Genomic DNA, 26,880 nt, shown 5'->3' with positions numbered 1-26,880 from the left:
TTGCGTTGCATCGGTAATGTTATCCATACTGGCTCCTGTCGAATCATGTGCGTTTGCGCTCTATCCTAGCGGCTTATGCTTGCGAGCTGGGCATATTGCCGATGTTACCGCGGAAAATACGATGCCAATAGCTGAGCAAATCGTTGCGTGACAGTGACAAGCACATGCTCATTGCCAGTACAGCCACATCCTCGTTAAGTAGGTCGTCAAGCTCAACATTATCGCGCAGTTCAGGCCATCGGCTGAGCACAGTGAGCATGCCTCCAACCGTGAAATCAAGCATGAGATCAGTCTTGAGATCGATCTGTTCGGGCAGCTGCAGTACGTGGATAATCGTGAGTCGACCGAAATCGCGGAGCGAATCGACAAGTTCAGGCGAGCTGTGTGGACCGGCGATGAGCGAGAGTCGATCGAGCCGTTCGCGATGCTCGGGCGATTGCATGAGATTGGTCATGTTTTCGCGCCATGTAACGTCTGGGTCAGAGTCTGGCGTGGGCAGTGCTGGTTTGGCTTGCTGCACGACGTGCATGATAGCTGAATCAGCGAGTTCTGGCAGACTGCTGTAATGATAGTAGAATGAGTTACGGTTGACGCCGGCTTCGTGCACGATGTCAGTGACGGTGATTTTGTGATATTCGCGGTCGGCGAGTAGATCCCAGAACGCATTTTCCATGCGTTCTTTGGCAGGAAGGATTTCGGAATCCCTGCGTGGTCGTGGCATATTGACTCCTTGTATTGAGACAAGCTGTCTAGACACTGTGTCTAGCTTGATATGATACACGGTGTCTGATTATGCGCGCTAGTGCGTAATCATGGCTTCCCTTGTCAGGGGAGCCATGATAAAGCATCTCGCGGTGCTGTCCCGTTAGCTCCTTACCACGGTTTGTTGGTGTTGCCGGTGTTGTTGGTGGTCTCGGACTGTGAGCCATCCGTCGTGGTGCCGTTCGACGGCGTGGACTGTTCGTTGGCTTTGAGCAGTTCTTCGACTTGACGACGTTGCTCATCAGTCAACCCCCCAGACGCGCCACCATTCGATGAGTCAGACTCCGCACCGCTAGATGACTGTGCCGATTGCTGATCGTCAGAGGACCCTTCTTCTTGCGCAGTCAACTGATCGTTCACGAATTTCGTCAGCTGTTCTGACACTGCAGCATTAGCGGCAATTGCCTCACGAATCGACGGTAACAACACTACGCCAGCCGAAGCTGCATCAGCAAACTGTGCATCAGTTTGATCTTGTCGCGTACTCAACGTGTTGTAATCGGGTGTATCTGAGCGTGCGGCCGCGATATTCTCGTTCAGATTACTTGTCGCCTGATTAAACGTACTCACTGCGCGCAAATTGACTGAAGCGAGTACACCTGTAATCAGCAGTAATCCCGCAACTATGCCGATTACAACGCGTGCGCCGATTGACGCACGAGACTGCATTCGTATCGAACGAGATGAGCGACTCGCGCGTGAGCGCTCAGTCGCACGGTCACGATCATGGTTGCGGCCACGCGCATGATCAGCATGAGCACTCATAATAGCCTCCTCGATTGCACAATCCACATACCAATCTGCGCTGCAAACAACACAGCCGCAACAATCGCCAACGGCCATACTATCGGCGTTGTACGAGTGCGTTGCTTCACTGTCGTCGTCACTCGCCACTGTTGCGATCGCTGTTGCGACACGCCGTTCGCCATCGTCGCATTCGCGTTCACAGCCACATACGTGCCACTGATCTCATCGGCAATATTCTTAAGCGTTGTCTCATCTAACTTAGAAATACCCGGCTGACCTGTATCAGGATCAGTAACCCACGAGCCATCAACCGCACTGCCGTCACGGATAACAGGAATCTTGCCGCCTGCCGTAGAGCCGACACCAACTGTAAAACCATCGTTGAGATACTTGCGCAACGTTGAGTATGAGCGTCGTGTTGTTGAGCCAGTTTCTTCGCCGTCGGTAATCAGATACAGAATAATCGCATCGTTCGGTCGACTTTCACGAATCGATTTGAGATTGACCAACAGCGCATCCAATGGTGCGTCAAGACTCGACCCGCCAGACACGTTCGTCGCCTCAACCGCAAGCGTATTCGCCCACGTATTGATCGCGCGCGCATCCGGCGTTAATGGTACATCCACCGTTCCCGCCGAACCGCCGAATCGTAGCCCCATAAAACTCGCATCCGCGTACAGCGACGTAATATCTGCAACCGCGCGTTTAGCCGCATCCAGCCGACTCATCGACTCAGCAGACCCATACTGCGCGTCCGCAACCGCCATTGAACCAGTGACGTCAACCGCAACCACCACGTCAGTCGCGTTCACAGCCTGACTGGTCGTAGTCGATACGATGCTCGGCGTTAACGCCATCACTGCAACCGTTACGCACAGCAGCACGCGCACCACGCAACTCGCTGTCGTTTCGTCAGTCGTCTGCGCGCGAGTGCGACGCACATGCACGATCACTGCCGCAACCGCCAAGCCGATCATTACTGCAGCAATCAAGCCACCGACCGGCCAACCGAGCGCAGGATTAAACGTCAACCGCGAGAGCGTACCTGTTATCGACTGCCAAAGATTCGTCGCACTCATCGGCGCAACCTCCACGCTGTAATCATCCAGCCGGCCATACATATTGCTAGTGCGAGCGTTAGCCAACCCGGCGCGTCACTGATTGCGGCCTTTGTGTCGCGCTGACTGACTGCTTCGCGTCGCCGGTCGATTTCTCGTACGAGCTGGCTGATATCCGCACCGTTCGACTGAGTGAGGAAAAACCCACCATGCGATTCGATGAGATTGCGCATGTCGGTGGTCGTCGCCTCAGACTCGCTCGATTTGGGTCCGGAAAACAGGCCGTCCACGGTAATGCCGGCGCTGGAAACGAGGTCGAGTGCGGCAGACAGTGTGTACGTTGGTTCGCCGGACACGACATTATCGGTGGCGAGCACGATTGACGCGGCACGTTGGCGCGTCGCGTTGTGACGGTCTGCTGAGTTATCTGACGAGTCGTTTGACGTGCCTGTCGCTGTCGAACCGTATGCGAAACCGGGCAACATGGCCGCGCAACTGACTACGCCGTCGCCGATCAGTGACGTTGCGTTCGCGCGATTTTGTGTACCTTCCAGCCAATTTGCGATTCGCTGATACTGTTCGTCGCTCATCTTGTCGATATCGTCTTGCGTTTCGACACCCTTCAATATTGTCGCAGCTTGCGTGAGCTGATCGGTAACCAGATCGTAGTCGTCAGTTAGAGGAAACACTGTGCGTGACGTGGAGTTGAAAATACTCAATCCGATGCGCTCGCCTTGGAAATGCGATACAAGATTGAGATATGTTTCGATGACTTCGCGGTCATACGGCAACGTGGAGCCGGAAACGTCGAGACACAGTACGATATCGCGTCGGCTGGCACGTTCTTCACCAATATCGACAGTGGACGGCCGGGCGAGTAGCGTGAGTGCGATAAGTGCGGCCGCGATAAGCAATGCGAGTGCGAGACGATTCAATCTGCGCCAAGATTTGAGCTGTTGCGCGGCTTCTTCAGTTGCAAGATCATCGGTTAAGGAGAAGATGGGCGCTTCTGTTGCGTGTGTTTCACCGCTGGCGTGTGTATTGCGACGGCTGGACAGTACGACAATCAACAGTACGATAGCTGCGATCGCGAGCAGACCGGCCAACGCGGCCCACGGCCACTGCCAGGTTAGCGTTGAAGTAGACATATCAGCGCCACCTTTCGATTAAATTGGATACCCACGCAGCAGCCTGCCGAACATCAACTGAGTTGGCGTGCGGATTGAGCGTAGCATCCGCGAATTCGGGAGGATACAGTGCTCCGATCGTCTGTTTGAGCAAATCGAGACTGTGCTGATTGCCGGACGTGCGAGGGAGTAACGACAGTTCCGCCAGTGTACTTGCGCTCACATCTGCGCCCAGCGCAACACTTGCGAATCGACGCGCCACCTCCGCTAACTCAACGAACGCATCTTCACGAGACAATGTACCCTCATCATGGCGACGCACAATATCGTCAACTTCACTGCGCCAACGTGCCAGCGCATTGCCATCCATATGTACGCCACGACGGTCAGTTGTAACGCGTCGGCGTCGCGGTCGAGACAACACGATCACTAGAACAACTAGCGCGATCGCTGCAGCGAGACAACCCAGTGCAATCGCAGCCAACGGCATCATCAGATCAAGCTGAGATACTGGATTGAGATCGTTAAGATCATTCACGCCGCACCTCCCGCTCGAATCTGATTGAACGCAGCTGATACCGATGCCAGCGATACGAGCCGCACAAACTGTTCAAACATCGCCTCGCTCGACGAGCCGCGAATCATACGCGAACCATGCCGAACTAACTCACGATTGAGTGCGGCCGCGATGAACTCGCGATGTGTGCGCACCTGCTCAGCCTGCGTGCGACCGCGCAAAAACGCGGGTAAACGACGACCGCTCACGCCATCGGTGACGTGCGTGCTCATCGGCGCCGCAAACGGATTTAACGTTGCGACATCAATAAGCACCACCGGATGTGTGCGCGCAATACGTCCGATCGTCGCCACATGCCGCTGCTCAAGCGCATGTTCGTCGGTCGCGAGCACAATCAATGCGTCACGGTCGCGGATGCGTCGTGCGTACGCAAGCAGTGCGTCTATATTGCGAGCGTGATTCCATGAACGATCTAACGCCTGATCGAGCGTGTGTTCAAACTGACTAAATCCGCCATGAAACGGGACGCGCGTAATACTCGACGCATCGCCGAGTATCAGCGAAATATCGTCAGAGCGACGCAATGACAAGGCGGCAAACATGCGCAGTGCGTTCGCTGCAACCTGCCACGCGCGCTCACCATGATCACACGAGCCAGTCATCTCACGGCCAACATCCAAGAGCAACCACACATGACTCGTCACACGACGCTCACGCTGCACCACCATCGGACGACCTTGACGCGCACTCGACTTCCAGTCAATTAGACGAGCCTCATCGCCGGGCTCATAGACGCGGATATCCATCACATCGTCATTACCGCCACGCCGCCCCGACGCATGCTCGCCCTCAAGAATGCCCAACGCTTTGCGTACCGTGGGCAGACTCAGCGACGTGCCGAGCGATTCAATACGCTTGCGAATTGGATCGTCGGCTATGGGCTGACCGATCATGGAACCGGCACCGCCCGAACAATCGAATCCACCACCTGATCGGCACTCACGCCATCCGCTAGCGCCTCGAATGTGAGCATAATGCGATGGCGCAACACTTCCGCAGCGAACGCCTTAATATCCTCCGGTATGACATAATCGCGTCCGGCGAGCAGTGCGTTAGCCTGACCGATGCGCGTGAGCGCGATCGAAGCACGCGGACTCGCACCTAACCGCACCAGCTGTGACAAACCCTTCACTGGGTGCGTGCCAGCACCGCGCGACGTAGACGCCATATCAACTGCGTAGCGCATAATCGCATCCGACACATGCACACGACGAGAGGCCGCGCGCAAGAATTCAACGTCACGAATCGACACCACGTCAGGGCTGAGCTGCGTTGGATCGATCGTGTCCGAGCCACGCCGAGTCAGCAGTGCGAGCATACGCGCTTCCTCATCTGCGCTCGGGTAGGTCATGACCGCTTTCATCATGAAACGATCCATTTGCGCTTCAGGCAGGTTAAACGTGCCTTCTTCTTCAATGGGATTCTGCGTGGCGATCACCATAAATGGCTTCGGCAGGGGGATGCGCTCGCCGCCGATTGTGGTTGCGCCTTCAGCCATCGCCTCAAGCATGGCCGACTGCGTTTTCGCGTTGGAACGGTTGATTTCGTCGAGTAGCACGAAATTCGCGTGAATTGGGCCGATTTGCGTCGTGAATTTTTGTGACGCGAAATCGAATACTTGTGTGCCGACCAGATCGGATGGCATGAGATCGGGGGTGCACTGGACGCGTTTGAACGTGCCCGACACGCTGGTGGCCAGCGTTTGTGCAGCGGTAGTTTTGGCAAGACCAGGGACTGATTCGATGAGAATATGGCCACCTGCGACAAGAGTGACAATTAAGGATTCGCGCAGATTATCTTGACCGATGAGGGTAGCGGCGAATCGTGAGCGAATACGGTCAGCGAGCTGACGGGCGCGCATGACATCGTCTGGCGCCAGACCGGTCGTCGTCGGTTGAGGAGGCATCGCCGCAGGCTGCGGTGGTACATTTGGCTGAATTGGGAATACAGGCATGCGCCCCACTGTACCGCAGCAACCCAAATTTCGCTGAGCGAGGTGCGGGGTGTGCGTTGTATTGGCTCGCCTGTCGGCTCGCACGCTGTCTAAAAACAGTCCACTGGACTGTTTTCTTTACGGTAACGGTCCTGCAATTAAGGACGCGCTGCGCGCGCAGTTTGCTGGCTCGCCTGTCGGCTCGCTACGTTACCTAGAAACAGTCCACTGGACTGTTTCTTTTACGGTAACGTCCTGCAATTAAGGTCGCGCGCTGCGCGCAGCTTGCTGGCTCGCCTGTCGGCTCGCACGCTGTCTAAAAACAGTCCACAGGACTGTTTTCTTTACGACAGCGTCCAATCAACCGGGTCGGCGCCCATGGCGGTGAGAGCGGCGTTTGCTCGGGAGAAGGGCTTGGAACCGAAGAAACCGCGCGAAGCGGATAATGGGCTCGGATGCGGCGACTTAATAATGTACGCATTATCGAGCAGTGGTTCGAGGGTTTGCGCATTGCGTCCCCACAGAATCGCCACTAACGGTTTAGGATTGCCATGCTCATCGGTGCGTGCGTTGAGCGCGCGAATCGCCGCATCGGTCACTTGTTCCCAGCCCTTGCCCTGATGCGAATTCGGTCGGCCCACACCAACCGTTAAACATCGGTTGAGTAGCATCACACCATGCTTTGTCCACGGTGTCAAATCACCATTTGACGGCATCGGTACGCCCAAATCATCCGTCAGTTCTTTATAAATATTGATCAAACTCTTCGGCAATGGTCGCACGTCAGGTGCCACGCAAAAACTCAGTCCAACTGGATGCCCGGGCGTCGGATAAGGGTCTTGTCCAACAATAAGTACGCGAATCGAGTCAAACGGTATCGTAAACGCGCGCAAAATATTGCGACTAGCCGGCAGATACGGACGACCTGCGGCGATCTCAGCGCGCAGAAAATCGCCCATTCGATGCACATTCGGCTCGACCGGGGCCAGTGCTTGAGCCCAGCCAGCTTCAACGAGTTCGGACAGCGGCTTGACATGAGTTGCTTCCATAGTGCCCTTATTCTAAGCACACCGTCGGTCGTTGATCACAGTAACTTGGTCAAGGTGGCGGTTACACTCGTGAGTAGCTGTGTATGGAAGGGCTGATATGGCGAAACAAGACAAAGCGACCTACGATTCGTATGCTCCTGATGCATTCGACAATCCACCGGCTGGTCCGGTCGGCGTGCATCGCGGCCCGCGTTCCGCTGGTGCACGCGTTGCACCGTACGCTATCGTACTCGTTGCTGCGGTTCTTGTCGGTGCGCTGACGTGGAGTCTCGTGACCGGCGAGTTCTCGAAGGTTACTGGTTTGGGTGGTAATACGACGACTACACAGTCGTCTGGCACTACGAGTACATCCGGTTCTGGTACTGATTCGTCCAATGGTACAGGCAGTTCAGATTCGACTGACGGCACGTCGTCGAACGGTACTGACTCATCGACTGATAGTGACGCCAACTCGGATGGTAGTTCTGACTCAACGGACTCGACCGACGGTTCTACGTCGTCGAACGGTACTGACAATACCGACAATACTGACAATTCGCAGTCCAATGATCAGTCTACGCAAACTGATCAGAACGCGGCTGTGAACAAGACCACATCTGTGCGTGTCGTGAACGCTGCGGGGATTAATGGATATGCGGCACAGAAAAAGAGTTCGCTCGAATCGGCTGGTTATACGGCTGTTGAAGCTGCGAACCCGACAACGACTAACCTACCGTCCTCGACAGTGGTGTGGTATCAATCTGAGGCAGATAAGGCCACAGCTCAAGACGTTGCTTCTACGCTCGGCATTAGTGCAGTCGAACAAGTTAACGGTCTGACCACCCCTATTGTTGTTGTGCTGCGCAACTGAAAGCCGCAATTTCCTCACGGTTTTTATTCACTTGATTAACGCTTCGTCCCGCCAGTCGCTACAATAGGGAGAGTCGCAAGGCGGGGGGAGTGCGATTTGGGTTGTGTGTGTCTCTTCCTTTGAGTCTGCGATGTTCGGATTACCAAAGAAAGAATGGTTATGGCACACGGAACCGTGAAGTTCTTCAGCGCTGGAAAGGGGTACGGCTTCATCAACCCGGACGATGGTGGAGATGATGTGTTTGTCCACTACTCGGTGATACAAGCTGATGGATTCAAGACGCTGGATGAGGGGGATAAGGTCGAGTACGAGGCCGAGCGCGGCCCGAAAGGCATGCAGGCTACAAAGGTGATCAAGCTGTAGGGATCGCCTTGTTTTCCTACAGTCCTCCCCAATCAAGCCCCGGTATGCACTTCTAGATGCATACCGGGGCTTGTTCGTATGTGACTTGGTTCTGCGGTGTTTTACACCCTTGGTTGTGGCAGAAATCTCTCACTGAGTGTCACTCAGTGAGAGATTTCTGCCACGCCATACTGATACCCATAATCGCGTATGCCGTCAGCACAATCGCCGCATACGGTTGGCACTCGGGCACCGAGAGTGCTAATCTCCCAATTAGCACTCGGAAGGTGAGAGTGATAACCGGCAGCTGACGGCTGGTCATCGCGCCACCTGACGCAGTGAATATCAGTCACCGTGAAGTCATGTGGAGGACAATCATGGCAAAGATCATTTCGTACGACGAGGAAGCTCGTCAGGGAATGCTCGCGGGCCTCGACAAGCTCGCTGATACCGTTAAGGTCACCCTTGGTCCGAAGGGTCGTAACGTGGTGCTCGACAAGAGCTACGGCGCACCGACCATCACCAACGATGGTGTGTCCATCGCCAAGGAAATCGATCTTGAAGACCCGTACGAGCGCATTGGCGCTGAGCTGGTGAAGGAAGTCGCTAAGAAGACCGACGACGTCGCTGGCGATGGCACCACCACTGCAACCGTGCTGGCTCAGGCTCTTGTGCACGAAGGTCTCAAGAATGTGACCGCTGGCTCCAACCCGATCGCACTGCGCCGCGGCATTGAGAAGGCGTCTGAGGCTATCGTCAAGGAGCTGAAGGCTGCTGCTAAGGACGTTGAAACCAAGGATGAGATCGCCGCAACCGCAACCATCTCTGCTGGCGATGAAGAGATCGGCGACAAGATCGCTGAAGCGCTTGACAAGGTCGGCGAAGACGGCGTGGTGACCGTCGAGGACAATCAGGGCTTCGGTCTGGACCTCGAGTTCACCGAAGGTATGCGTTTCGACAAGGGCTACATCTCCGGTTACTTCGCTGCTGGCACCGAGAACCAGACGGTGTCCTTCGATGACCCGTACATCCTGCTGACCACCAGCAAGATGTCGAGCATGAGCGACTTTACTCACATCGCTGAGCAGGTCGTCAAGACTGGCAAGCCGCTGCTGGTTATCGCTGAGGATGTTGACGGCGAGGCTCTCGCTGGCATGGTTCTCAACCACGCTCGTGGCGCGATTAAGTGCTGCGCTGTCAAGGCTCCGGGCTTCGGCGATCGCCGTAAGGCCATGTTGCAGGATATGGCTATCCTGACCGGTGGTCAGGTTGTCTCCGACGATCTGGGCCTGAAGCTCGACTCGGTTGACCTGTCCATGCTGGGTTCCGCCAAGAAGGTCACCGTGACCAAGGATGAGACCACCATCGTTTCCGGTGCTGGCTCCAGCGATGAGATCAATGCTCGTGTTGAGCAGATCAAGGCCGAGATGGCAAACACTGATTCTGACTACGATCGCGAGAAGCTGCAGGAGCGCCTGTCCAAGCTTGCTGGCGGCGTGGCTGTCATCAAGGTTGGCGCTGCTACCGAGGTTGAGGCCAAGGAGCGCAAGCACCGCATTGAGGATGCAGTGCGCAACGCTAAGGCTGCTATTGAGGAGGGTCTGCTGCCAGGTGGTGGCGTTGCCCTGATTCAGGCTGCTGCCAAGGCTGAGAAGGATGTCAATCTGTCTGGCGACGAGGCTACCGGTGCTGCGATCGTGTTCCGTGCGATCGAGGCTCCGATCAAGCAGATCGCTGAGAACGCTGGCCTGTCCGGTGACGTGGTCATCGACAAGGTTCGCTCGCTGCCTGCTGGTCAGGGCCTGAACGCTGCGACCAACACCTACGAGGACCTGCTGGCTGCTGGCGTTGCTGACCCGGCTAAGGTGACTCGTTCCGCACTGCAGAACGCTGCTTCGATCGCTGGCCTGTTCCTGACCACCGAGGCTGTGGTGGCCAACAAGCCGGAACCGAAGACCGCTGCTCCGGCCGCTGGCGCTGACATGGGCTACTGATCGGCGCGTAAAACGCTGATGTGAATTAGGTTCCCCTTGCTGGGGAGCCGATAAAGCCCAGTCACAATTGTGTTACGTGTGGGGAGTCTCCTGCGGGAGGCTCCCCACACCTGTATCGTTAACCAGCAAAGAGACGCGCGGCTTGTGCTTCGGCGTCAGCGTAGACGGTGGAAGCAGATGCTAGCGCGCGTTGAATCGACTCAAGCGATGCTTCCATCTGCCGTTGCGAGGCACGCCATTGTTCGGCAACAACCGCGAACTGTGTTGCCGCTCCACCGCGCCATACACTTTGCAAATTATTGAGATTGGCGTACATGCCGTTGACAGCTTGTCGAATTGCGTCGACGGATGTACTCACTGCGGCCGATGAGGACCGAATCTGTTCAGAATCTACTTGATACTGCGGCATAATGTGCTCCTTTCGAGAACAGTTTGTTTGAATTGTGCCGGCGACCTGCATCTTGGCGAAGCCGGTCGCTATGGTGGACAATATGACAAATCACGAAATCGCAGCAGAAAAAACGACCTATGTGGTCGAACGGTATCGGCACGGCGTGTCGCCAGTATTTGCAATGCTTGCGTTGCTGTTGATCGTGATATTGAATTTAGGAAATTCTCAAGTTGCTGTTGCCGATGATGGCACATCGAGCACACCGAGCACGAATTCCGGCTCATCGTCAACGTTCACTGACGAGATCACCGATACGAATAATTTGCTCGGCGAGAATCTGAGCAAAGTTACTGACGCGATTCAACAAACCAAGAATGACACTGGTGTAAATGTACGCCTCATGTATTTGCCGACGTTTGGTACGACTGACAAACCTGACCAGTGGGCGAATGATGTGCTTGAAGCAGTTTCGCCTGCAAAGAACACGGTGATGTTGGCTGTGGCCTCGAACGACGGCAATCTGGTGGTTGCTGTGTCATCCAATTCAGATGAGTGGCTGAAACGGCAGACGACAGTTGATGCACTGTCGAAAGCGGCGGCCGATCCGTTGCTGAAAAGCACACCGGATTGGGCTGGCGCAGCTACGGCAATGATGGATGAGATCGCAAAACAGCGTAAAACAGCGACGTCTACGTCTACTGTTGTGATCGGCGTGGTTGTGCTGGTGATTGTACTCGTAGTGCTTATAGCGATTATCGGTGCGACGATCGTAATCAGGCGGCGCATAAAGCGCAAGGTGCTGAAGATGGCTGCCGAGCGTAAGAAGAGCGCTGATGAATCTGGTGAGGATACGGGCGATGGCGAAGAACGATTGTCTCGTAAGGAAATTCGTATGCGACGCAAGGCTGGTATGTGGAAGAACTGACCAGATAACCACTATCAAAGCCTCAGGTGGCATTCAGGAAACCTTCAGATCAGCGCGACATGCTGGGAGACATGAGTAAGCCTATTGAAGCATCAATCGTAGTTGTGGACGACGAGCCCTCCATCCGCGAGCTGCTCGTCGCTTCTTTGCATTTCGCTGGTTTCGAGGTCGCTACGGCAGCCTCCGGTTCCGAGGCCATCGAAGTCATCGAAAAAACTGACCCCGATCTTATCGTGCTTGATGTGATGCTGCCTGACATTGACGGGTTCACGGTGACTCGTCGCATTCGTCAGGAAGGCATTAGTGCGCCAGTCCTGTTCCTGACTGCGCGTGACAACACGCAAGATAAAGTCATGGGTCTGACCGTCGGCGGTGACGACTACGTCACTAAGCCGTTCAGTTTGGAAGAAGTCGTCGCTCGTATTCGCGCGATTCTGCGCCGTACGCGTGAACAGATTGAAGACGATCCGATTATCCGCGTCGGCGATCTCGAAATTAATGAAGACTCTCACGATGTCTCGCGCGCAGGTCAGCCGATCGACTTGAGCCCAACCGAATACAAGCTCTTGCGTTATCTCATGGACAACGAGGGGCGCGTACTTTCCAAAGCACAGATTCTCGACCACGTTTGGCAGTATGACTGGGGCGGCGACGCGGCAATCGTCGAATCCTATATCTCATATTTGCGTAAGAAAGTGGACGGTATTACGTACACCGATGCGAACGGTGAAACGCATAAGGTGACGCCGCTTATTGAAACGAAACGCGGCATCGGATACATGATTCGTGAACCGAAGACTGTTGCAAACGCATGAGTGAGTTGAACGCACAGCCGGCAGGTGGTAAGCCGGCGAACGGTGCAGCGGCAGCACAGGCAGCGCAGCAGTCGGCAGGACAGTCTGTGCCACCCCAGCCGCAGCCGAATTGGTTCCAACGTAATGTACGTCGCCGCATCGATGCGATTCCGTTGAGTACGAAACTGGTCGCATGCATTATTGTGCTGCTGACGATCGGTTCGTTTACGCTGTCGTTCTCCATTCGTCAGCTGGTCAGCAGTTACCTTATGGAGAAAACTGACAAGCAATTGAGTAATCAGAGCGAGCTTGTCGTCAACGCGGCGGATATTCTCGCCAAAACTGACCCCAGTCAATCAAACTTCGGACTCAACGACTACTACGTGCAGCTGCGCGATCTTGACTACAAGATTGTGCGCGTACCGTTGAAACCGACGTCGGCCAACGGTACGACGAGTATTGCACCGCTGCTGCCAGACGATGGGTCAATGGGGTCGATTGATCTCGGCGTACCGTTTACTACTACTGCGGTGGTGACGACGCAGACGGTCAGCGGACAAAATGGTACGAACGGCTCGAACGGAACCGGCAATGGTTCAGCTGGTACGGATGGCACTAACGGGAACGGTTCAACCGGCACAAACGGTGACAGTAACGTCCCGAATACTCAGCAAGCGCAGATCACCGTCACCCAGTCAAACGCACCGTGGCGCGTACTCGTGCTGCCAACAGCCGACAAAACCGGCACGCCCAACGGTTATGCGTTCATTGCATTGCCGCTCAAAGATGTAGTGGATACGACGAATACATTGACACGTTACAGTGCAATGGTCGGCGTCGCGGTGGTGCTACTCGGTGCGGCAATCGGTACGCTGCTCGTACAAACTACGCTTACGCCGCTCAAGCGCATCGAAAAAACCGCTGCAAAAATCGCGGCCGGTGACTTGAGCCAGCGCGTGCCATCGGCTCCTGAAAACACGGAAGTTGGTTCACTCGCAGCGTCGCTGAACGTCATGCTTGCTCGCATCGAGCAGAGCTTCCGCGAACAGCAAGAGACCACCGACAAGATGAAACGGTTCGTATCTGACGCAAGTCACGAACTGCGTACGCCGCTTGCTGCTATTCATGGATACGCAGAACTGTATAAGATGCAGCGCGAGTTTCCGGGCGCGCTTGAGCGTGCCGACGAGTCGATTGAACATATTGAAGCGTCGAGCGCACGTATGACTGTACTCGTGGAAGACTTACTCTCACTCGCGCGTCTCGACGAAGGTCGCGGTATCGATTTGACTCAGCAAGTACCGTTGACGTCGATTGTGTCGGACGCTACCGAAGATTTGCATGCGCTCGACCCTGAGCGTGTTGTGCGCACTGGTCGACTCGTACTCGCTCCTGCGGCGGATGGGGTTGCTTCGCATTTCACGTTCGAGGATGGCGACATGCCGCAGGTGACCTTGTCTGGTGACGGATCGCGGTTGCGGCAGGTCGTCACCAATATTGTTGGCAATATTCATCGATACACGCCGGCTGACTCGCCGGTAGAAGTGTCAATGGGCGTGCTGTCAGCGTCGATTAGTCCCGAATCGTTGTCTCGCATGCCTGCCACAGAAGCGTCCATGCGGCACTTGATTGAGGCAGTTGAAGTCGGTCAGAACATGCAAGTCGGCATGAACTATGCGTTTGTACGATTCTCCGATCATGGGCCAGGTGTGCCGGAAGCGTCGCGCTCGCAGATTTTTGAACGGTTCTACACTGCTGATCCGTCCCGCGCACGGAAGAAGGGCGGTACCGGATTGGGCATGGCGATCGCACTATCGGTGGTTAAAGCGCATTGTGGATTTATCTGCGCGTCTGGTTCGGATGGTGGCGGTTTGACGCTGACGGTGGTGCTGCCGATTGCTCCAGTTGAGCCGCAAGCTGTCGGCATGGCTGCGGGTGCACCGCATCCGTATGCGCATGGACAGGCTGGTGGCAGCGGCATGACTGGTGCAGCGGCTGGAGTAGCTGGCATGTCCGGTGTGTCCGGTGGTATAGCCAGTGGATTGACTGGTATGAGTTCGAAAGCTCGCGCCGCTGCTAAGCCTGACAAGAAATCACGTGCTCGCTGAACAGACCTTGAGATACACTGATATTTTGATCTGATGTCGGCGGGCATGGGGCACGCCGACTGGTGAGGCGAAGAACGAGGTGGATGCACGATGCCCAGTGGACGAGTGCGTTGGTACGATGCGAACAAAAAATATGGCTTCATTACGAACGATGAGGGCAAGGACGTGTTCCTGCCGGCCGCTGCATTACCGGCCGGTGTCAGCACGTTGCGCAAGGGCGCAAAAGTGGAGTATTCGGTAGTTGACGGCCGTCGCGGCCCGCAGGCAATGGGTGTGACGCTAGTTGAAAGCGCGCCGTCACTGGTTAAGGCGACGCGTCCGAAGCCGGATGATATGGCTGCGATCGTTGAAGATTTAATCAAACTGCTCGACGCAGCTGGCAACGATTTGCGCCGCCATCATTATCCGTCGCAAGCAGAAAGCCGTAAGCTGGCTACGCTCATGCGCGCGGTTGCAGACAATTTCGACGTGCAAGACTGAAGGTACATCCATGAGTGCCATGAATGAGGAGACGACCATGCTGGAGACTGGGGAGTCCGCTGCCGTGCCGAATCCGCTGGCGGTCGCCAAATCCGTGGCTATCGAGATGGCTGACCAGCCTGAGCAGGTGGGTCCGTTTGTTGAAACGATTGACATGGGCGATCATGTCATGGATTTCCGATTTGTCTGCGGTATTACCGGCTATGAAGGCTGGCAGTGGTCAGTAACGCTTTTCCACGACGAGGAAACCGGCCGTTGGACAGTCAACGAGTCGTCGCTGATTCCGACGGCTGCTGCGTTGCGTCCACCGGCATGGGTTCCGTGGCGGCAACGACTTGAGCCGACTGATTTGTCAGTAACTGATTCGATCGGTACAGATCCGGACGATGTGCGGTTGGAAGACGGTTTCCGCAAAACAGAGCCTGTTGCGGTGGACGATTCAGGTGATCGGTCAGATGCGGTAGCTGATACGACTGATACAGCTGATACGGCTGATGAGAATCCGGATGTTGCCGATGCAGTGCAAGAGTTCGATTTGTCTCGTCGCCGAGTATTGAGTGCACTCGGCCGCTCGCAGACGGCGAAACGCTGGTATGAAGGTCCGCACGGTCCGAAGTCCTTGTCTACGAAAACCGCTGACGGTAACCTGTGCGCGAATTGCGGATTCTTCGTCCAGTTGAAGGGCGAACTGAGCGTGATGTTTGGTGTATGCGCGAATAAGTGGAGTCCGGATGATGGTCGCGTGGTGTCCGTGGACCACGGTTGTGGCGAGCACTCGCAGATTGATCCGCCGGAGCCAACACATCTGTGGATTCAGTCCAAGCCAGCCTATGATGATCTGCATATTGATGTGATCGCACAGTCGCCAAGCGAAGAGCGTAGCCGTATCGAGCTTATCGAACGTTTACGCGCTAACGGTATTCGGAGCACCAAGGGCCTTATCATCCTCACTTCCCAGCTCTAACCTCCTGCGTAGTTCCTAAAGACGCAGCTGGGTGGTTGTGACTGTGATTGTAGGGCATAGATGAACAATTCACACCCATATAACAGCCCGCGCCCACATCTGCAATCAGGACAGGGCGTGCTAGGGATGAGATGTGTCGCGCGGGTGAATATTGGTTACGAGGAAGTGACTTCTCGGTGAGCGGCATGGAATCGGATGTTCGCAGATCGTAGGGTAGGAGATGAGAAGTACTAGCAGCGAGCCGAGGAGTGTGCATGAAGTGGCGGCATGATGGCGGTGACGTGGTTGAAGCAAGCGTGGCGGCCCCGCCGCTGACCATCCCCAAGCCATCAATCCACGCACAAGGGTTACGTGGATCTCACACGTCACATGGCGCTAACGCCAACGGCATGAACAATAACAACGACATCACCATGCCAGCTTCTCGTGCCGTCAGTGCTCGCCGCCCGTTCCCGTGGTGGGCATACGTAATCGTCGCACTCGTATACTGCACTGCGGCGGTGCTCATGCTCCAGTGGAGCGTCATGATCGTGCGCGGAAAAGTTACCCCGTGGGAGTTTTTCGCTAAAACATTCACCCAACCCGGCCAATATCAGTTCGTGCTCAATTTGCTGGTCGTCGGTCTCATCTACGCGGTACTCGTATTTGCAATCAACCGATTCTGGATTGCCAGCGGACTGTTTATCGTCATCGCTGGAGTCATCGCGGTACTTGAACGTATGAAAGTCCTCGTACGCTCTGAAACTATTCGCCCCACAGACATCACGCTTATGGCTAGTGGTGGCGCTGGTGGTATGGGAGATACTGTTACCAACACACCAACCGGCTCCACGGAAGCAATTATCCAAATGAGTGTCACCGTCATAATATTCGTCGGTCTGTGTGTGCTCGGAGCATGGTTCGACACGCGACGCTCACTCATTGCCACGCCACGCCGCTTCATCGGTCGCATCCGTCGCGCGATCGCTGCCATCCTGTGCGCTGTTATGCTCGTCGCGTTCTCTGCAGAACTCGGCACCACTGGCTCATGGGCGAACTCACTCGCCGCCGGTTTCGGCGACAAAGCAAAACTGTGGGATTCAATCGAAGACGCGCAATCCAACGGTGTTGCAGTTGGCTTCTTGCGACTCACGCGGCCGAAAGTCATGGATCAGCCGGCCGACTATAGCCAAGCGACCATGCAACAAATCGCTAAACGATACGCTCAACAAGCCGTCGCAATCAACGCAACACGCACCACCAATCTCACGGACAGTACTGTCGTCATGATTCTATCCGAATCGTTCTCCGACCCAACTCGCGTACCCGGCGTCGCGTTGAACAACGATCCCATGCCGTTCATTCGCGCACTCAAGCAGCGCACCACGTCCGGACTCATGCTTTCCTCCGGCTACGGCGGCGGCACAGCGAACTTGGAATTCCAAGCACTCACTGGATTAAGCATGACCAACTTCGATGCGTCGCTGTCGAGTCCTTACCAGCAGCTTGTACCGCAAATGAACTGGTCGCCGTCGTTCAACCAGATCTGGAACACGGACGCTGCCGGCAGCCAAGCTGTTCATCCGTACAATCCTGCGCTATACTCGCGCGAAGGTAACTATAAAAAGTTCGGTTTTGCGCAGTTTTATTCGCAAGACAGTCCGCTGATCGCTGATCATGCGAAACGTATCGATCGTTCGCACTATATCAGCGATGAAACGTCGTATGATACGGTGCTCAAGCTCATCAGTAAGCGCGGCGAGTCTGCTGCTGATGGTGCTGGTACTGGTTCGTCAAGTCAGTTTATTCAGCTTGTCACCATGCAAAATCATATGGGTTACGACGATTGGTATGACCACAATCAGTTCACTGCGCGTGGCGTGGACGGTGCGACGATCAGTAAAGCTGAGCTCTCGCAGATCGACACGTACGCCAAGGGCATGAAGTACACGGACCAGTACACGCAAGAGTTTCTTGACAAGCTCGACGCGATGGACAAGCCAGTTACGGTGATTTTCTACGGTGATCATCTGCCGAGTATTTACAAGCATGCGAGTGGCGACGATCGTAACTCGATTCCGCTGCATGAGACGGATTATTTCATTTGGTCGAATGCGGCGGCGCGGCGAGAGGTTGGCTCAGTTGGTACGGACGGTGCAACTGACGATTCAGTCATCAACTCGACTGATGCGCAACGAGAGAACGCGTACACGTCACCTAACTATCTCATGGCGCAAACTGCCACGCATCTCAACGCGCGCGTTTCGCCGTATCTTGCGTTCCTGACGTCCATGCATCGCTCTGTTGCTGCGATGGAACCGCCGGTCGTCAACGTAACGCAAGGTTGGACGCGCATTCCTGAAGGCACGCCGCTGTATTTGGATGCAGATGGTAAACAGATTGACTTGACTCACGCGCCGGCCGCGACTACGCAGCTGCTCAACGATTACCGACTCATTCAGTACGACATTACGGCAGGTCACGGATACTTGCGTTCGCTGGGATTCATGGATGTGCCGACGAAGTGAGTTGTACGCTCGGATACGATCGTGAAGTTACGTTGTGTGGCGGTAAGCGGTTACGTTTGCTTGTGATTTACTGTATGTTTGCGTTGTTTACTGTTACGTTGCCGCCGCGTAATTTTGTGTGATTATGTCTGCTTTTGTGAGTATCTTGTTCAGTGAAGTAATCGGCGTGGCTTGCGACCAGCTAGCTGATGGTTGGCCGAAGGCGGCGTCGCTTCGCAAGTGATGATGAAAGGACCAATCACTATGGCCATCAATCCTCCCATTGACGCCACCCAGACTCCAGCATGGGTTGCGTTGCAGAAGCACTACGACGAGCTGCAGTCTGAAGGCATTAGCCTTAAGAAGTGGTTCGCTGAGGACCCCGATCGTGTCAAGGAGCTGAGCTTCGACGCCGGCGACCTGCACTTCGATCTGTCCAAGAACCTCATCAAGCCGGAAACCCTGCGCCTGTTCACCTTCCTCGCTGACGAGGTCAAGCTGGGCGACCGCATCAAGGCTATGTACACCGGCGTTCACATCAACAACACCGAGGACCGCGCCGTGCTGCACACTGCACTGCGTCGTCCGGTTGAGGACGAAGGCAAGTACATCGTTGACGGTCAGGACACCGTCAAGGATGTGCGCGAGACCCTCGCTAAGATCTACGCGTTTGCCGACGATGTGCGCTCCGGCAAGTGGACCGGCATCACCGGCCGCAAGATCGAAACCGTCGTCAACATCGGCATCGGTGGTTCCGACCTGGGTCCCGTCATGGTGTACGAAGCGCTCAAGCCGTACGCAGACGCTGGCATCTCCGCTCGCTACATCTCCAACATCGACCCGAACGATCTGGCAGAGAAGACCAAGGGCCTCGACCCGGAGACGACGCTGTTCATCATCGTTTCCAAGACCTTCACTACACTGGAAACCCTGACCAACGCTCGCGAAGCCCGCACGTGGTTGCTTGAAGAGCTTGAAGCTAACGGTGCCATCACCAAGGGTGACGACGCTGCCCGCGCCGAAGCTATTCGCAAGCACTTCGTCGCAGTCTCCACCAACCTCGAAAAGGTTGAAGAATTCGGCATCGACCCTGAGAACGCCTTCGGCTTCTGGAACTGGGTTGGCGGCCGTTACTCCGTCGATTCCGCTGTTGGCACCTCGCTCGCCGTCGTCTTCGGACCGGCGCGCTTCGAGGAGTTCCTGCACGGCTTCCACGAGATCGACGAATACTTCGCCAACACTCCGTTCGAGAAGAACGTTGTCGTGCTGCTCGGTATGCTCAACGTCTGGTACCGCAACTTCTTCAAGGCTGCTTCGCACGCTGTGCTGCCGTACGACCAGTACCTGCACCGCTTCCCGGCATACCTGCAGCAGCTGACTATGGAGTCCAACGGCAAGTCCGTGCGCTGGGACGGCACCCCGGTCACCACCGAGACTGGTGAGATCTTCTGGGGCGAGCCGGGCACCAACGGCCAGCACGCCTTCTACCAGCTCATCCACCAGGGCACTCAGCTCATCCCGGCCGACTTCATCGCGTTCGTCAACACGCCGAACCCGACCAAGGATGGCGATCAGGACGTGCACGAGCTGTTCCTCGGCAACTACCTCGCACAGACCAAGGCGCTCGCCTTCGGTAAGACCGCTGACGAAGTGCGTGCTGAAGGCACTCCGGAAGAGATCGTTCCGGCCCGTGTGTTCACCGGCAACCGTCCGACCACCTCGATCTTCGGCGTAGCGCTGACCCCGTTCTCCCTCGGTGAGCTCATCGCCCTGTACGAGCACATCACCTTCGTTGAAGGCACCGTGTGGGGCCTCGACTCCTACGATCAGTGGGGCGTCGAGCTCGGCAAGCAACTCGCCAAGCAGATCACCCCGGCCATCTCCAAGGATGACGAGGCTCTGGCTGCTCAGGATGCGTCCACTCAGGCGCTCATCCAGTTCTACCGCGCGAACCGCGAGTTCTGATCTTCGCTTTGCTGCGCCCAGAACTCGCGGTTCGCTGCGACGCGCGGTGCTTGTTTGGTGGACGGTCTGGTGACCGTCCACGCCGCGAGTTCTGATCTTAAGCTGATATAGCGCGTGATTAAGGCTCTTCTCCGCTCTATGGAGAGGGGCCTTTTTGTGCTTACTGTGCGTGGCGGAAAATGCTTGCTGAGGGGTGTCTTAGTGAGCGAAAACCGCCACTCGGTGGTGTGCGTGGCGGAAAATGCTCGCTGAGGGGTGTCTCAGTGAGCGAAAACCGCCACGCGGGGATGGCCCACGCGGTGATGTCACGCGGCGGTGATGGCACGCGGCGGTGATGGCACGCGGCGGGGATGGCGCGAGCTGATGCCATGCGGGGAGGCAGCTGGCGATGCTGGATGCTGATAGACAGATCGCGAACGATTGAGTAGCCGGTAACGCGGACTGAGTATTCTTGAGACTAGGTGTAATCAATAAGCAAGGAGGCAGTATGGTCACGACCTATAACACCGACTATCCGATGGCGGCGAAGGTGTATTTTACGCGCGATATCAGCCCTGCCGGACTGATGCGAGCATATCAGGCACTCGGTGCCCGCCCGCAGGGCAAAGTCGCGGTCAAACTCAGCTCAGGCGAAGGCGGTAACAAGCATTACTTGCAGCCTGCACTTATCGCCGATCTTGTGCATGAACTCAACGGTACGATCGTTGAATGCAACACCGCATACCCCGGCACTCGCGATACGAATGAGCATCACTGGAAAACCATTAGAGACCACGGCTTCACTGACATTGCGCCGTGCGATATCCAAGATGCGGAAGGCGAGATCACGATTCCGGTAGAGGGAGGCAAACGCATCACCGGCGACATCGTCGGCTCTCACTTCCCAAACTATGATTATTACGCTGTGCTGTCTCATTTCAAAGGCCATGTGATGGGCGGTTTCGGCGGCGCGCTCAAGAATATTTCGATCGGTATGGCTTCCGCCAACGGCAAGCGCCGACTGCATTCGGGCGGCGACAAAATCCTCAACAATCCGTTCTCAGGTGAGCAGGACGCGTTTTTAGAGGCGATGGCCGAAGCTGCGACCGCTGTATTCAACGCGCTCAAGGGCAACATGCTGTTCATTAACGTCATGAACAATCTGTCAGTCGACTGCGATTGCGACGGTAACCCGTCCGCGCCGTGCATGCACGACATCGGTATTTTCGCCTCGTTGGACCCAGTGGCCGTCGATCAAGCGTGTGTCGACCGTATTTACACGTCCGACGAAGACAACACGGCCATGATTGAACGCATCGAATCACGCCACGGTATCCACACTATCGAACACGCGGTCGAAATGGGCCTCGGCAGCCGCGAATATCATCTCATTGATCTTGATAAGCGCTGATAAACGCTAACAAACGTTGATTGACGAGGAACATAAGCGAAGAAGGAGCATACATTATGTCAACTACTAGTACGTCAACTCGTGCATTACCGTCGGTCAAAGTCCAGACTTCTGCCGCGTTCATCGCTGTAGTCGCTGCCGTCGCACTACCTCAGATTTTCCACGTTGCCGGTGCTGCGCTCGGCTTTGGCCCGATGATCGGTCAAACCTTGCTGCCGATGCACCTGCCGGTACTGCTCGTCGGTCTGCTGGCCGGCCCGTTCGCAGGACTTGCCACCGGTGCGCTCGCGCCGATCGTGAGTTTCCTGCTCACCGGTATGCCAATGGCTGCAATGGTGCCGTTTATGGTGATTGAACTGGCTGTGTACGGTCTGGTTGCTGGATTGTTGCGCGGCGTGCGCGTGCCAGCCGCCGTGCCGTCGCCGCTTAGCTGGCTTGGCAAGTTACTCGGTGCACAGGTCGCCGGTCGTGTTGCCGATGTGCTCGCGATTGCCGTGGCGGTGTCGGTACTCGGTAATACGACGATGACGGTTGCGTCGGTTTGGGCTGCCGTGGTGACTGGACTGCCGGGACTTATCTTGCAGTGGATACTGATTCCGGTGATTATGACTGCGGTTGATCGGTACGCACGCTGATAAGCGTGAGCGATCTTGAACGTGCGAAGGCCGTGTTGACTGGCGATGATTCGTTCGGCTGCGCGGCCTGCCGCACTGATGTGAACGGTCATGTTGACGTGTTGACGGGGACTGGCCGAGGAGTACGACCACTGCTGCAATGGCTTGCAACCGGCCAACGACTCGATGAGTATGCTGCCGCTGACCGGGTCGTCGGCAAGGGTGCAGCTCTGCTGTATGTGCGGCTCGGTGTGGCGGCTGTGTACGCGCAGACGATGAGCGAAGCTGGACTGGCTGCGTTGCAAGCTCACCATATTGACTCATCGTATGGCACGCTGATACCGGTTATTTTGAACCGTAGCCGAACTGGCATGTGTCCGATTGAACAGTCCGTAGTCGATATTGACGACCCAGTTCAAGCCGAGCCGGCTATTCGGGCGGCGGTGGCAAAGTTGATGCGCCGATAGCGGCATTGCCGCAAGGCAATGGTTGCCCCTGCCGGCGCATATAAGCTACGCCACAGCCGCCCACGCGATCGGTCACACTACTTGGAACAAGAAGCACTTGAGATAGTCCGTCTCGGGAATACCCCATACGATCGGATGATCCGGCGCTTGCTGGCGTTCTTCAATTTGCCGCAGTCGTACGCCGGCATCCTGCGCAGCTTCAGCGATCATACGCTTAAACCGTTCATGATCCATGAAATGTGAGCACGAGCAGGTTGCTAAATATCCACCGCGTGGCAAAATACGCATCGCTCGATAGTTGATCTCACGATAACCGCGTTCGGCCGAGCTGACAGTCTTGCGGCTCTTAGTAAACGCCGGTGGGTCAAGAATAATGAAGTCAAATCGTTCCGGATTATGCGTGCGTTCCAGTTCAGGCAGTAGATCGAAAATGTTAGCAACCGTGAAATCCATGCGTGAAACAACATCGGGACCGTTGAGCTGAGCGTTGTCGCGTGCCATAGCAATAGCAGTTTCAGAAACGTCAACTGCGCGCACGAACTCAGCACCGCCAAGCGCAGCATTAAGCGCGAACGAACCAGTATGCGTGCAACAGTCGAGCACGCGTCGTCCTTGCGCGATACGTGCAACTGCGCGGCGGTTATATTTTTGGTCAAGGAAGAAGCCGGTTTTTTGGCCGTTGGCCACGTCGACATGGTAGTGCACGCCGTTTTCTGTGATGTCAGTGACAACGAGCGATGCATCGCCGGCTGGCTCGCGCCACCATCCTGTTGTCTGTTCAAGACCTTCCAGCCGACGCGTAGCCACATCATTGCGTTCGTAAATACCACGCAACGTAATACCATCGTCTGCGAAAACCTTAAGCAAGGCAGGGAAAACGACCGGCTTGAGACGTTCCATACCAGCAGACAACGTCTGGGTAACGAGCACGTCATTGAATCGGTCCACAATAAGCCCCGGGAATTCGTCGGCTTCAGAGAAAATCACGCGGCAAGCATTGGCATCAGAACCCATAACGGTTTTGCGATACTCCCACGCCCAGCGAACTTTGCGCTCCCAAAACGCTGGCGAAAAATCATCGTTAGCGTTACGCGTCACCAGTCGTATGCGAATACGACTGTGTCGTGACAGCAATCCAGTACCGAGATATGTTCCTTTACGATTCACCACATCGACGATCGAACCGTCAGGCAACGCATCAAGCGGAATGATCTCATCATCCGTAGCAGGCGCACTGAGCTCCTCTTTGCGGCGGCGACGCTCCCAGATTGCTCGCCTAACCGTGTCACGTTCCTGACGCGCCGGTGCCGATCGTTTATTTACTTCTTCAGGAGCAGAAATCGAGGAATCCTCTTGACCACTGGTACCACTGGTTGGAGAAGACCATGCGCCGGCCTGAAGTGACCCGTTGTTATCCCAAGCTTGGCCGGATGGTAACTCGAAACGCCGAATTTCGGCTTCGTATACCCAAGGATGTCCATCTTGCAATGCGCGCTCGCCTTTACCGGTGATCGTTGCGCGCGCGTATGCTCTATTTGCCTTCATGCCGTTTCTGCTTCCCGTGTCTGTGAGCTGACTGTAAACCTATAATCCGCTAGTGTAACGATCTGTATGGCCCGTATGATTCGTTGACTTGTTGTCTACAGTTGCATCGTGAATCAGCATAGGAATGTGTGTATTGGGGGAGAGCGGGCCGCTTGGTAAAAAGCCGCTTGCTGGGATTCTCATCAGATCGCGATCTCTGGGCTGCATTGGATAATCAGCGTAAGCACAAATACGATGCTGTCCATAACCAACTTCATATCGATCTTGTCCTATGCGATGTGCTTCTACGCTTGGGTCTCCGTATCCGAACCACATTTCTAGGAACGTACGTTCTCGGATAGATGGTACGTCGAATTCGAGTTCTGGCTGTGAGTCAGGTTGTTGTTCGAGTTTGTGAGCTACATTACTTAATTGTGTGCGAATGGCATGCCAATCTAGTGTGTCCCATTCGAGGCGATTGTATTCTTCATGTCGGCTTGTCCAGAACGTATCGTCAAAGTCTGCCTCATATGGATTGGGAGCTTGTGGAAATGTCAACTGACCTAATGCCACGGATTTCCAGACGGCCGCTGATCCGATTTCGTTATTTGCGGTCAATGAAAACACGCTCATGATAACCCTCCACCACCCTGATTTTCTCGTCGTATACAGGCACTCAGTTATGCACTGCGACGTCCGCACATCAAGCGGAACGATGTTCATTATTTGAGCTATATAAGTTCGTTATGCGGACCAATAATAGCCACGACGAGATAATAAGAATGCGGGAAGATACATGCAACTCATGCCCAGCTCGTGGATGAATGATGTTCGGCTCGTGAAATTACGCCATGATCGGCCAGCCAGTTACGCGTCTGTTCGGCTGAGTCGAAGCGTATGGCCGTAAGTCCGGCAGCACGCGCGCCGTCCACATTATATGGGGAATCGTCCACAAACAGCGTATGCCCTCGTTCCACTGCAAACCGAGTAATCGCCAGATCAAACGCCGCGCGATCTGGTTTGCGCACTCCTTCCACGCCGGAAACCATCACGCCATCCAATGTGTCAAACAGGTCCGGAAACCGATTTCGCATGATCGGCCATGTGTCGTGTCCCCAGTTAGTGAGCGCCCACACGCCAACGCCAGCTGACTTAAGATCCTCAATCAGCGACATCATACCCGGTATCGTGCCGACAAGCGTGCGTTCAACATGTGCTGCATAAGCTCGCATCCGCAACCCAAGACGAGCCCCATACTCACGTTCGTACTCGTCGATCAAGTCGGCATAATCGGTGCCGCCATCATGTAGATCATCGAAATATAAGAATCCGCAACGGTCGTCATCGGCAAAGAACTCATCAATTTGATCAGGAGAAAACAGGCCATCCAACGCGCGCCGCGGTTGCCAGTCGACCAGTACACCGCATACGTCGAAGATTACGTTATCGATCATGGTTCACCGTCATTGCATATCAAGCGGCTCTTTACTAGACGGTGCAGGGAACGCATCATCTAACATGGCGAACTCATCGGCGGACAGTTCAACATCGCACGCGCGCAGATTATCAAGCACATGCCGGGCGTTGCCGCTGCACGGGATGGCGATAGTGTCATCGCGATGCAAAATAAACGCAAGCAGTATCTGCAATGGTTGAACGTCGTGCGCATCGGCAATCTCACGCACAGCCGGTGAACTGAGTAATCGATCTTGCAATCGGCCAGCCTGCGCTAACGGACAGTAAGCCATAAGTGGCACATGATGCGCATCCATCCACGGCAACAGATCGAACTCGACTCCGCGCGAGCCGAGATGATACAAGTCCTGATTGACTGCACAGTTATCCCCGCCCGGTATAGCAAACAACTCGTGCATATCGTCCGTGTCAAAATTAGACACGCCCCAATTGTGAATCAGGTCGTCCGCCTTCGCTTGCTCCATACAGTCGATAGTTTCAGCCAGCGGAACAGACCCGCGCCAATGCAGTAGATACATGTCGAGATAGTCGGTGCCGAGTCGTTTGAGCGACGCCTCGAGACTGTGCCGCAAATGCGCGCGTCCAGCGTTGTGCGGATAGACTTTGGACACGAGAAACAACCGTGACCGGTCATAGCCGGCGATTGCGCGGCCGACCAACGATTCCGCGCGACCATCCGCATACATTTCGGCAGTATCGATTAACGAGATTCCTGCATCTAAACCAGCTCGTAACGCTGCGATTTCCTGCGATTGAGAATGCCTACCTTCGGCCAAATGCCAAGTACCCATGCCAAAGCGAGGCATATGTGAGCCATCATGTAACGACACATCACGACGATATACCATGATCATCAT

26 protein-coding genes are annotated in these 26,880 nt (G+C 55.4%); 13 read left to right on the top strand and 13 right to left on the bottom strand.

The features are described from left to right. Positions 1-73: 73 nt before the first annotated feature. From BHAP_RS04960 to BHAP_RS04925, 8 genes are all read right to left on the bottom strand, one after another. Entirely contained in the window at positions 74-721 is a 648-nt protein-coding gene (locus BHAP_RS04960; protein ID WP_094729637.1) for a TetR/AcrR family transcriptional regulator, read from the bottom strand. Between the two features lie 152 nt (positions 722-873). After that, entirely contained in the window at positions 874-1,527 is a 654-nt protein-coding gene (locus BHAP_RS04955; RefSeq protein ID WP_094729636.1) for a DUF6466 family protein, read from the bottom strand. Then, positions 1,524-2,588 (bottom strand): vWA domain-containing protein, encoded by a 1,065-nt coding sequence (locus BHAP_RS04950; RefSeq protein WP_094729635.1) that lies wholly within the window; start codon positions 2,586-2,588, stop codon positions 1,524-1,526. The genes BHAP_RS04955 and BHAP_RS04950 overlap by 4 nt, the downstream gene beginning before the upstream one ends. Continuing rightward, complete coding sequence (locus tag BHAP_RS04945) at positions 2,585-3,715, bottom strand: vWA domain-containing protein (protein ID WP_094729634.1); 1,131 nt, start codon at positions 3,713-3,715, stop codon at positions 2,585-2,587. Before BHAP_RS04945 ends, BHAP_RS04950 begins: the two co-directional genes overlap by 4 nt. 1 nt (position 3,716) lies before the next feature. Beyond that, on the bottom strand, positions 3,717-4,232 hold the full coding sequence (locus BHAP_RS04940) for a hypothetical protein (protein ID WP_244569307.1): 516 nt from the start codon (positions 4,230-4,232) through the stop codon (positions 3,717-3,719). Next, complete coding sequence (locus BHAP_RS04935; RefSeq protein WP_094729632.1) at positions 4,229-5,164, bottom strand: DUF58 domain-containing protein; 936 nt, start codon at positions 5,162-5,164, stop codon at positions 4,229-4,231. Before BHAP_RS04935 ends, BHAP_RS04940 begins: the two co-directional genes overlap by 4 nt. Beyond that, positions 5,161-6,225, bottom strand: coding sequence for an AAA family ATPase (locus BHAP_RS04930; protein WP_094729631.1), 1,065 nt, complete (start codon positions 6,223-6,225; stop codon positions 5,161-5,163). Before BHAP_RS04930 ends, BHAP_RS04935 begins: the two co-directional genes overlap by 4 nt. A 323-nt stretch (positions 6,226-6,548) precedes the next feature. Then, entirely contained in the window at positions 6,549-7,253 is a 705-nt protein-coding gene (locus BHAP_RS04925; RefSeq protein ID WP_094729630.1) for a uracil-DNA glycosylase, read from the bottom strand. 97 nt (positions 7,254-7,350) lie between these two features. Here BHAP_RS04925 and BHAP_RS04920 point away from each other — a divergent pair, with 97 nt between their 5' ends. The 3 genes from BHAP_RS04920 to groL all read left to right on the top strand — a co-directional run bounded on the left by BHAP_RS04920 (position 7,351) and on the right by groL (position 10,439). Next, the gene (locus tag BHAP_RS04920) at positions 7,351-8,103 is read left to right on the top strand and encodes a LytR C-terminal domain-containing protein (RefSeq protein WP_094729629.1); all 753 of its coding nucleotides are present in this window, start codon (positions 7,351-7,353) and stop codon (positions 8,101-8,103) included. A gap of 159 nt (positions 8,104-8,262) precedes the next feature. Beyond that, positions 8,263-8,466, top strand: a complete 204-nt coding sequence (locus tag BHAP_RS04915) for a cold-shock protein (RefSeq protein WP_094729628.1) — start codon at positions 8,263-8,265, stop codon at positions 8,464-8,466. Positions 8,467-8,822: 356 nt separating this feature from the next. Next, positions 8,823-10,439 carry a chaperonin GroEL gene (gene groL / locus BHAP_RS04910; protein ID WP_094729627.1) on the top strand — a complete coding sequence of 539 codons (1,617 nt, stop codon included), beginning with the start codon at positions 8,823-8,825 and terminating at the stop codon, positions 10,437-10,439. Between the two features lie 118 nt (positions 10,440-10,557). On the opposite strand, the gene BHAP_RS04905 is transcribed toward groL, so the two are convergent. Then, positions 10,558-10,848 carry a WXG100 family type VII secretion target gene (locus tag BHAP_RS04905; protein WP_094729626.1) on the bottom strand — a complete coding sequence of 97 codons (291 nt, stop codon included), beginning with the start codon at positions 10,846-10,848 and terminating at the stop codon, positions 10,558-10,560. Between the two features lie 82 nt (positions 10,849-10,930). On the opposite strand from BHAP_RS04905, the gene BHAP_RS04900 reads away from it, so the two are divergent. The 10 genes from BHAP_RS04900 to BHAP_RS04855 all read left to right on the top strand — a co-directional run bounded on the left by BHAP_RS04900 (position 10,931) and on the right by BHAP_RS04855 (position 23,023). Beyond that, positions 10,931-11,755, top strand: coding sequence for a TPM domain-containing protein (locus tag BHAP_RS04900; RefSeq protein WP_244569306.1), 825 nt, complete (start codon positions 10,931-10,933; stop codon positions 11,753-11,755). 71 nt (positions 11,756-11,826) lie between these two features. Beyond that, positions 11,827-12,570 (top strand): response regulator transcription factor, encoded by a 744-nt coding sequence (locus BHAP_RS04895; protein ID WP_094729624.1) that lies wholly within the window; start codon positions 11,827-11,829, stop codon positions 12,568-12,570. Continuing rightward, positions 12,567-14,657, top strand: coding sequence for a sensor histidine kinase (locus BHAP_RS04890; RefSeq protein WP_169713168.1), 2,091 nt, complete (start codon positions 12,567-12,569; stop codon positions 14,655-14,657). Before BHAP_RS04895 ends, BHAP_RS04890 begins: the two co-directional genes overlap by 4 nt. 90 nt (positions 14,658-14,747) lie before the next feature. Beyond that, complete coding sequence (locus BHAP_RS04885) at positions 14,748-15,137, top strand: cold-shock protein (RefSeq protein ID WP_094729623.1); 390 nt, start codon at positions 14,748-14,750, stop codon at positions 15,135-15,137. Positions 15,138-15,174: 37 nt separating this feature from the next. After that, complete coding sequence (locus BHAP_RS04880) at positions 15,175-16,101, top strand: DUF3027 domain-containing protein (protein ID WP_094729689.1); 927 nt, start codon at positions 15,175-15,177, stop codon at positions 16,099-16,101. A 254-nt stretch (positions 16,102-16,355) separates the two neighbouring features. Further along, positions 16,356-18,608, top strand: coding sequence for an LTA synthase family protein (locus BHAP_RS04875; RefSeq protein ID WP_244569305.1), 2,253 nt, complete (start codon positions 16,356-16,358; stop codon positions 18,606-18,608). A 243-nt stretch (positions 18,609-18,851) separates the two neighbouring features. Beyond that, on the top strand, positions 18,852-20,552 hold the full coding sequence (gene pgi, locus BHAP_RS04870) for a glucose-6-phosphate isomerase (RefSeq protein ID WP_094729622.1): 1,701 nt from the start codon (positions 18,852-18,854) through the stop codon (positions 20,550-20,552). 487 nt (positions 20,553-21,039) lie between these two features. Further along, positions 21,040-21,942: a DUF362 domain-containing protein gene (locus BHAP_RS04865; protein ID WP_094729621.1), complete on the top strand. Its 903-nt coding sequence runs from the start codon at positions 21,040-21,042 to the stop codon at positions 21,940-21,942. A gap of 56 nt (positions 21,943-21,998) precedes the next feature. Continuing rightward, positions 21,999-22,577, top strand: coding sequence for an ECF transporter S component (locus tag BHAP_RS04860; RefSeq protein ID WP_094729620.1), 579 nt, complete (start codon positions 21,999-22,001; stop codon positions 22,575-22,577). Positions 22,578-22,582: 5 nt separating this feature from the next. Then, entirely contained in the window at positions 22,583-23,023 is a 441-nt protein-coding gene (locus BHAP_RS04855; protein WP_158216435.1) for a DUF1893 domain-containing protein, read from the top strand. A 72-nt stretch (positions 23,024-23,095) separates the two neighbouring features. Here BHAP_RS04855 and BHAP_RS04850 read toward each other — a convergent pair whose 3' ends face one another. From BHAP_RS04850 to BHAP_RS04835, 4 genes are all read right to left on the bottom strand, one after another. Further along, positions 23,096-24,568, bottom strand: a complete 1,473-nt coding sequence (locus BHAP_RS04850) for a class I SAM-dependent rRNA methyltransferase (protein ID WP_094729618.1) — start codon at positions 24,566-24,568, stop codon at positions 23,096-23,098. A gap of 39 nt (positions 24,569-24,607) precedes the next feature. Beyond that, the gene (locus BHAP_RS04845) at positions 24,608-25,180 is read right to left on the bottom strand and encodes a hypothetical protein (protein WP_094729617.1); all 573 of its coding nucleotides are present in this window, start codon (positions 25,178-25,180) and stop codon (positions 24,608-24,610) included. A 170-nt stretch (positions 25,181-25,350) separates the two neighbouring features. Further along, positions 25,351-26,001, bottom strand: a complete 651-nt coding sequence (locus tag BHAP_RS04840; protein WP_094729616.1) for an HAD family hydrolase — start codon at positions 25,999-26,001, stop codon at positions 25,351-25,353. 9 nt (positions 26,002-26,010) lie between these two features. Next, positions 26,011-26,871, bottom strand: coding sequence for an aldo/keto reductase (locus tag BHAP_RS04835; RefSeq protein ID WP_244569304.1), 861 nt, complete (start codon positions 26,869-26,871; stop codon positions 26,011-26,013). Positions 26,872-26,880: the final 9 nt, after the last annotated feature.

The organism is Bifidobacterium hapali, assembly GCF_002259755.1.
GTDB classification, from domain to species: Bacteria; Actinomycetota; Actinomycetes; order Actinomycetales; family Bifidobacteriaceae; genus Bifidobacterium; species Bifidobacterium hapali.
Note: the sequence above shows the minus strand (reverse complement) of the source record. Positions and strands in the feature narration are given on the sequence as shown.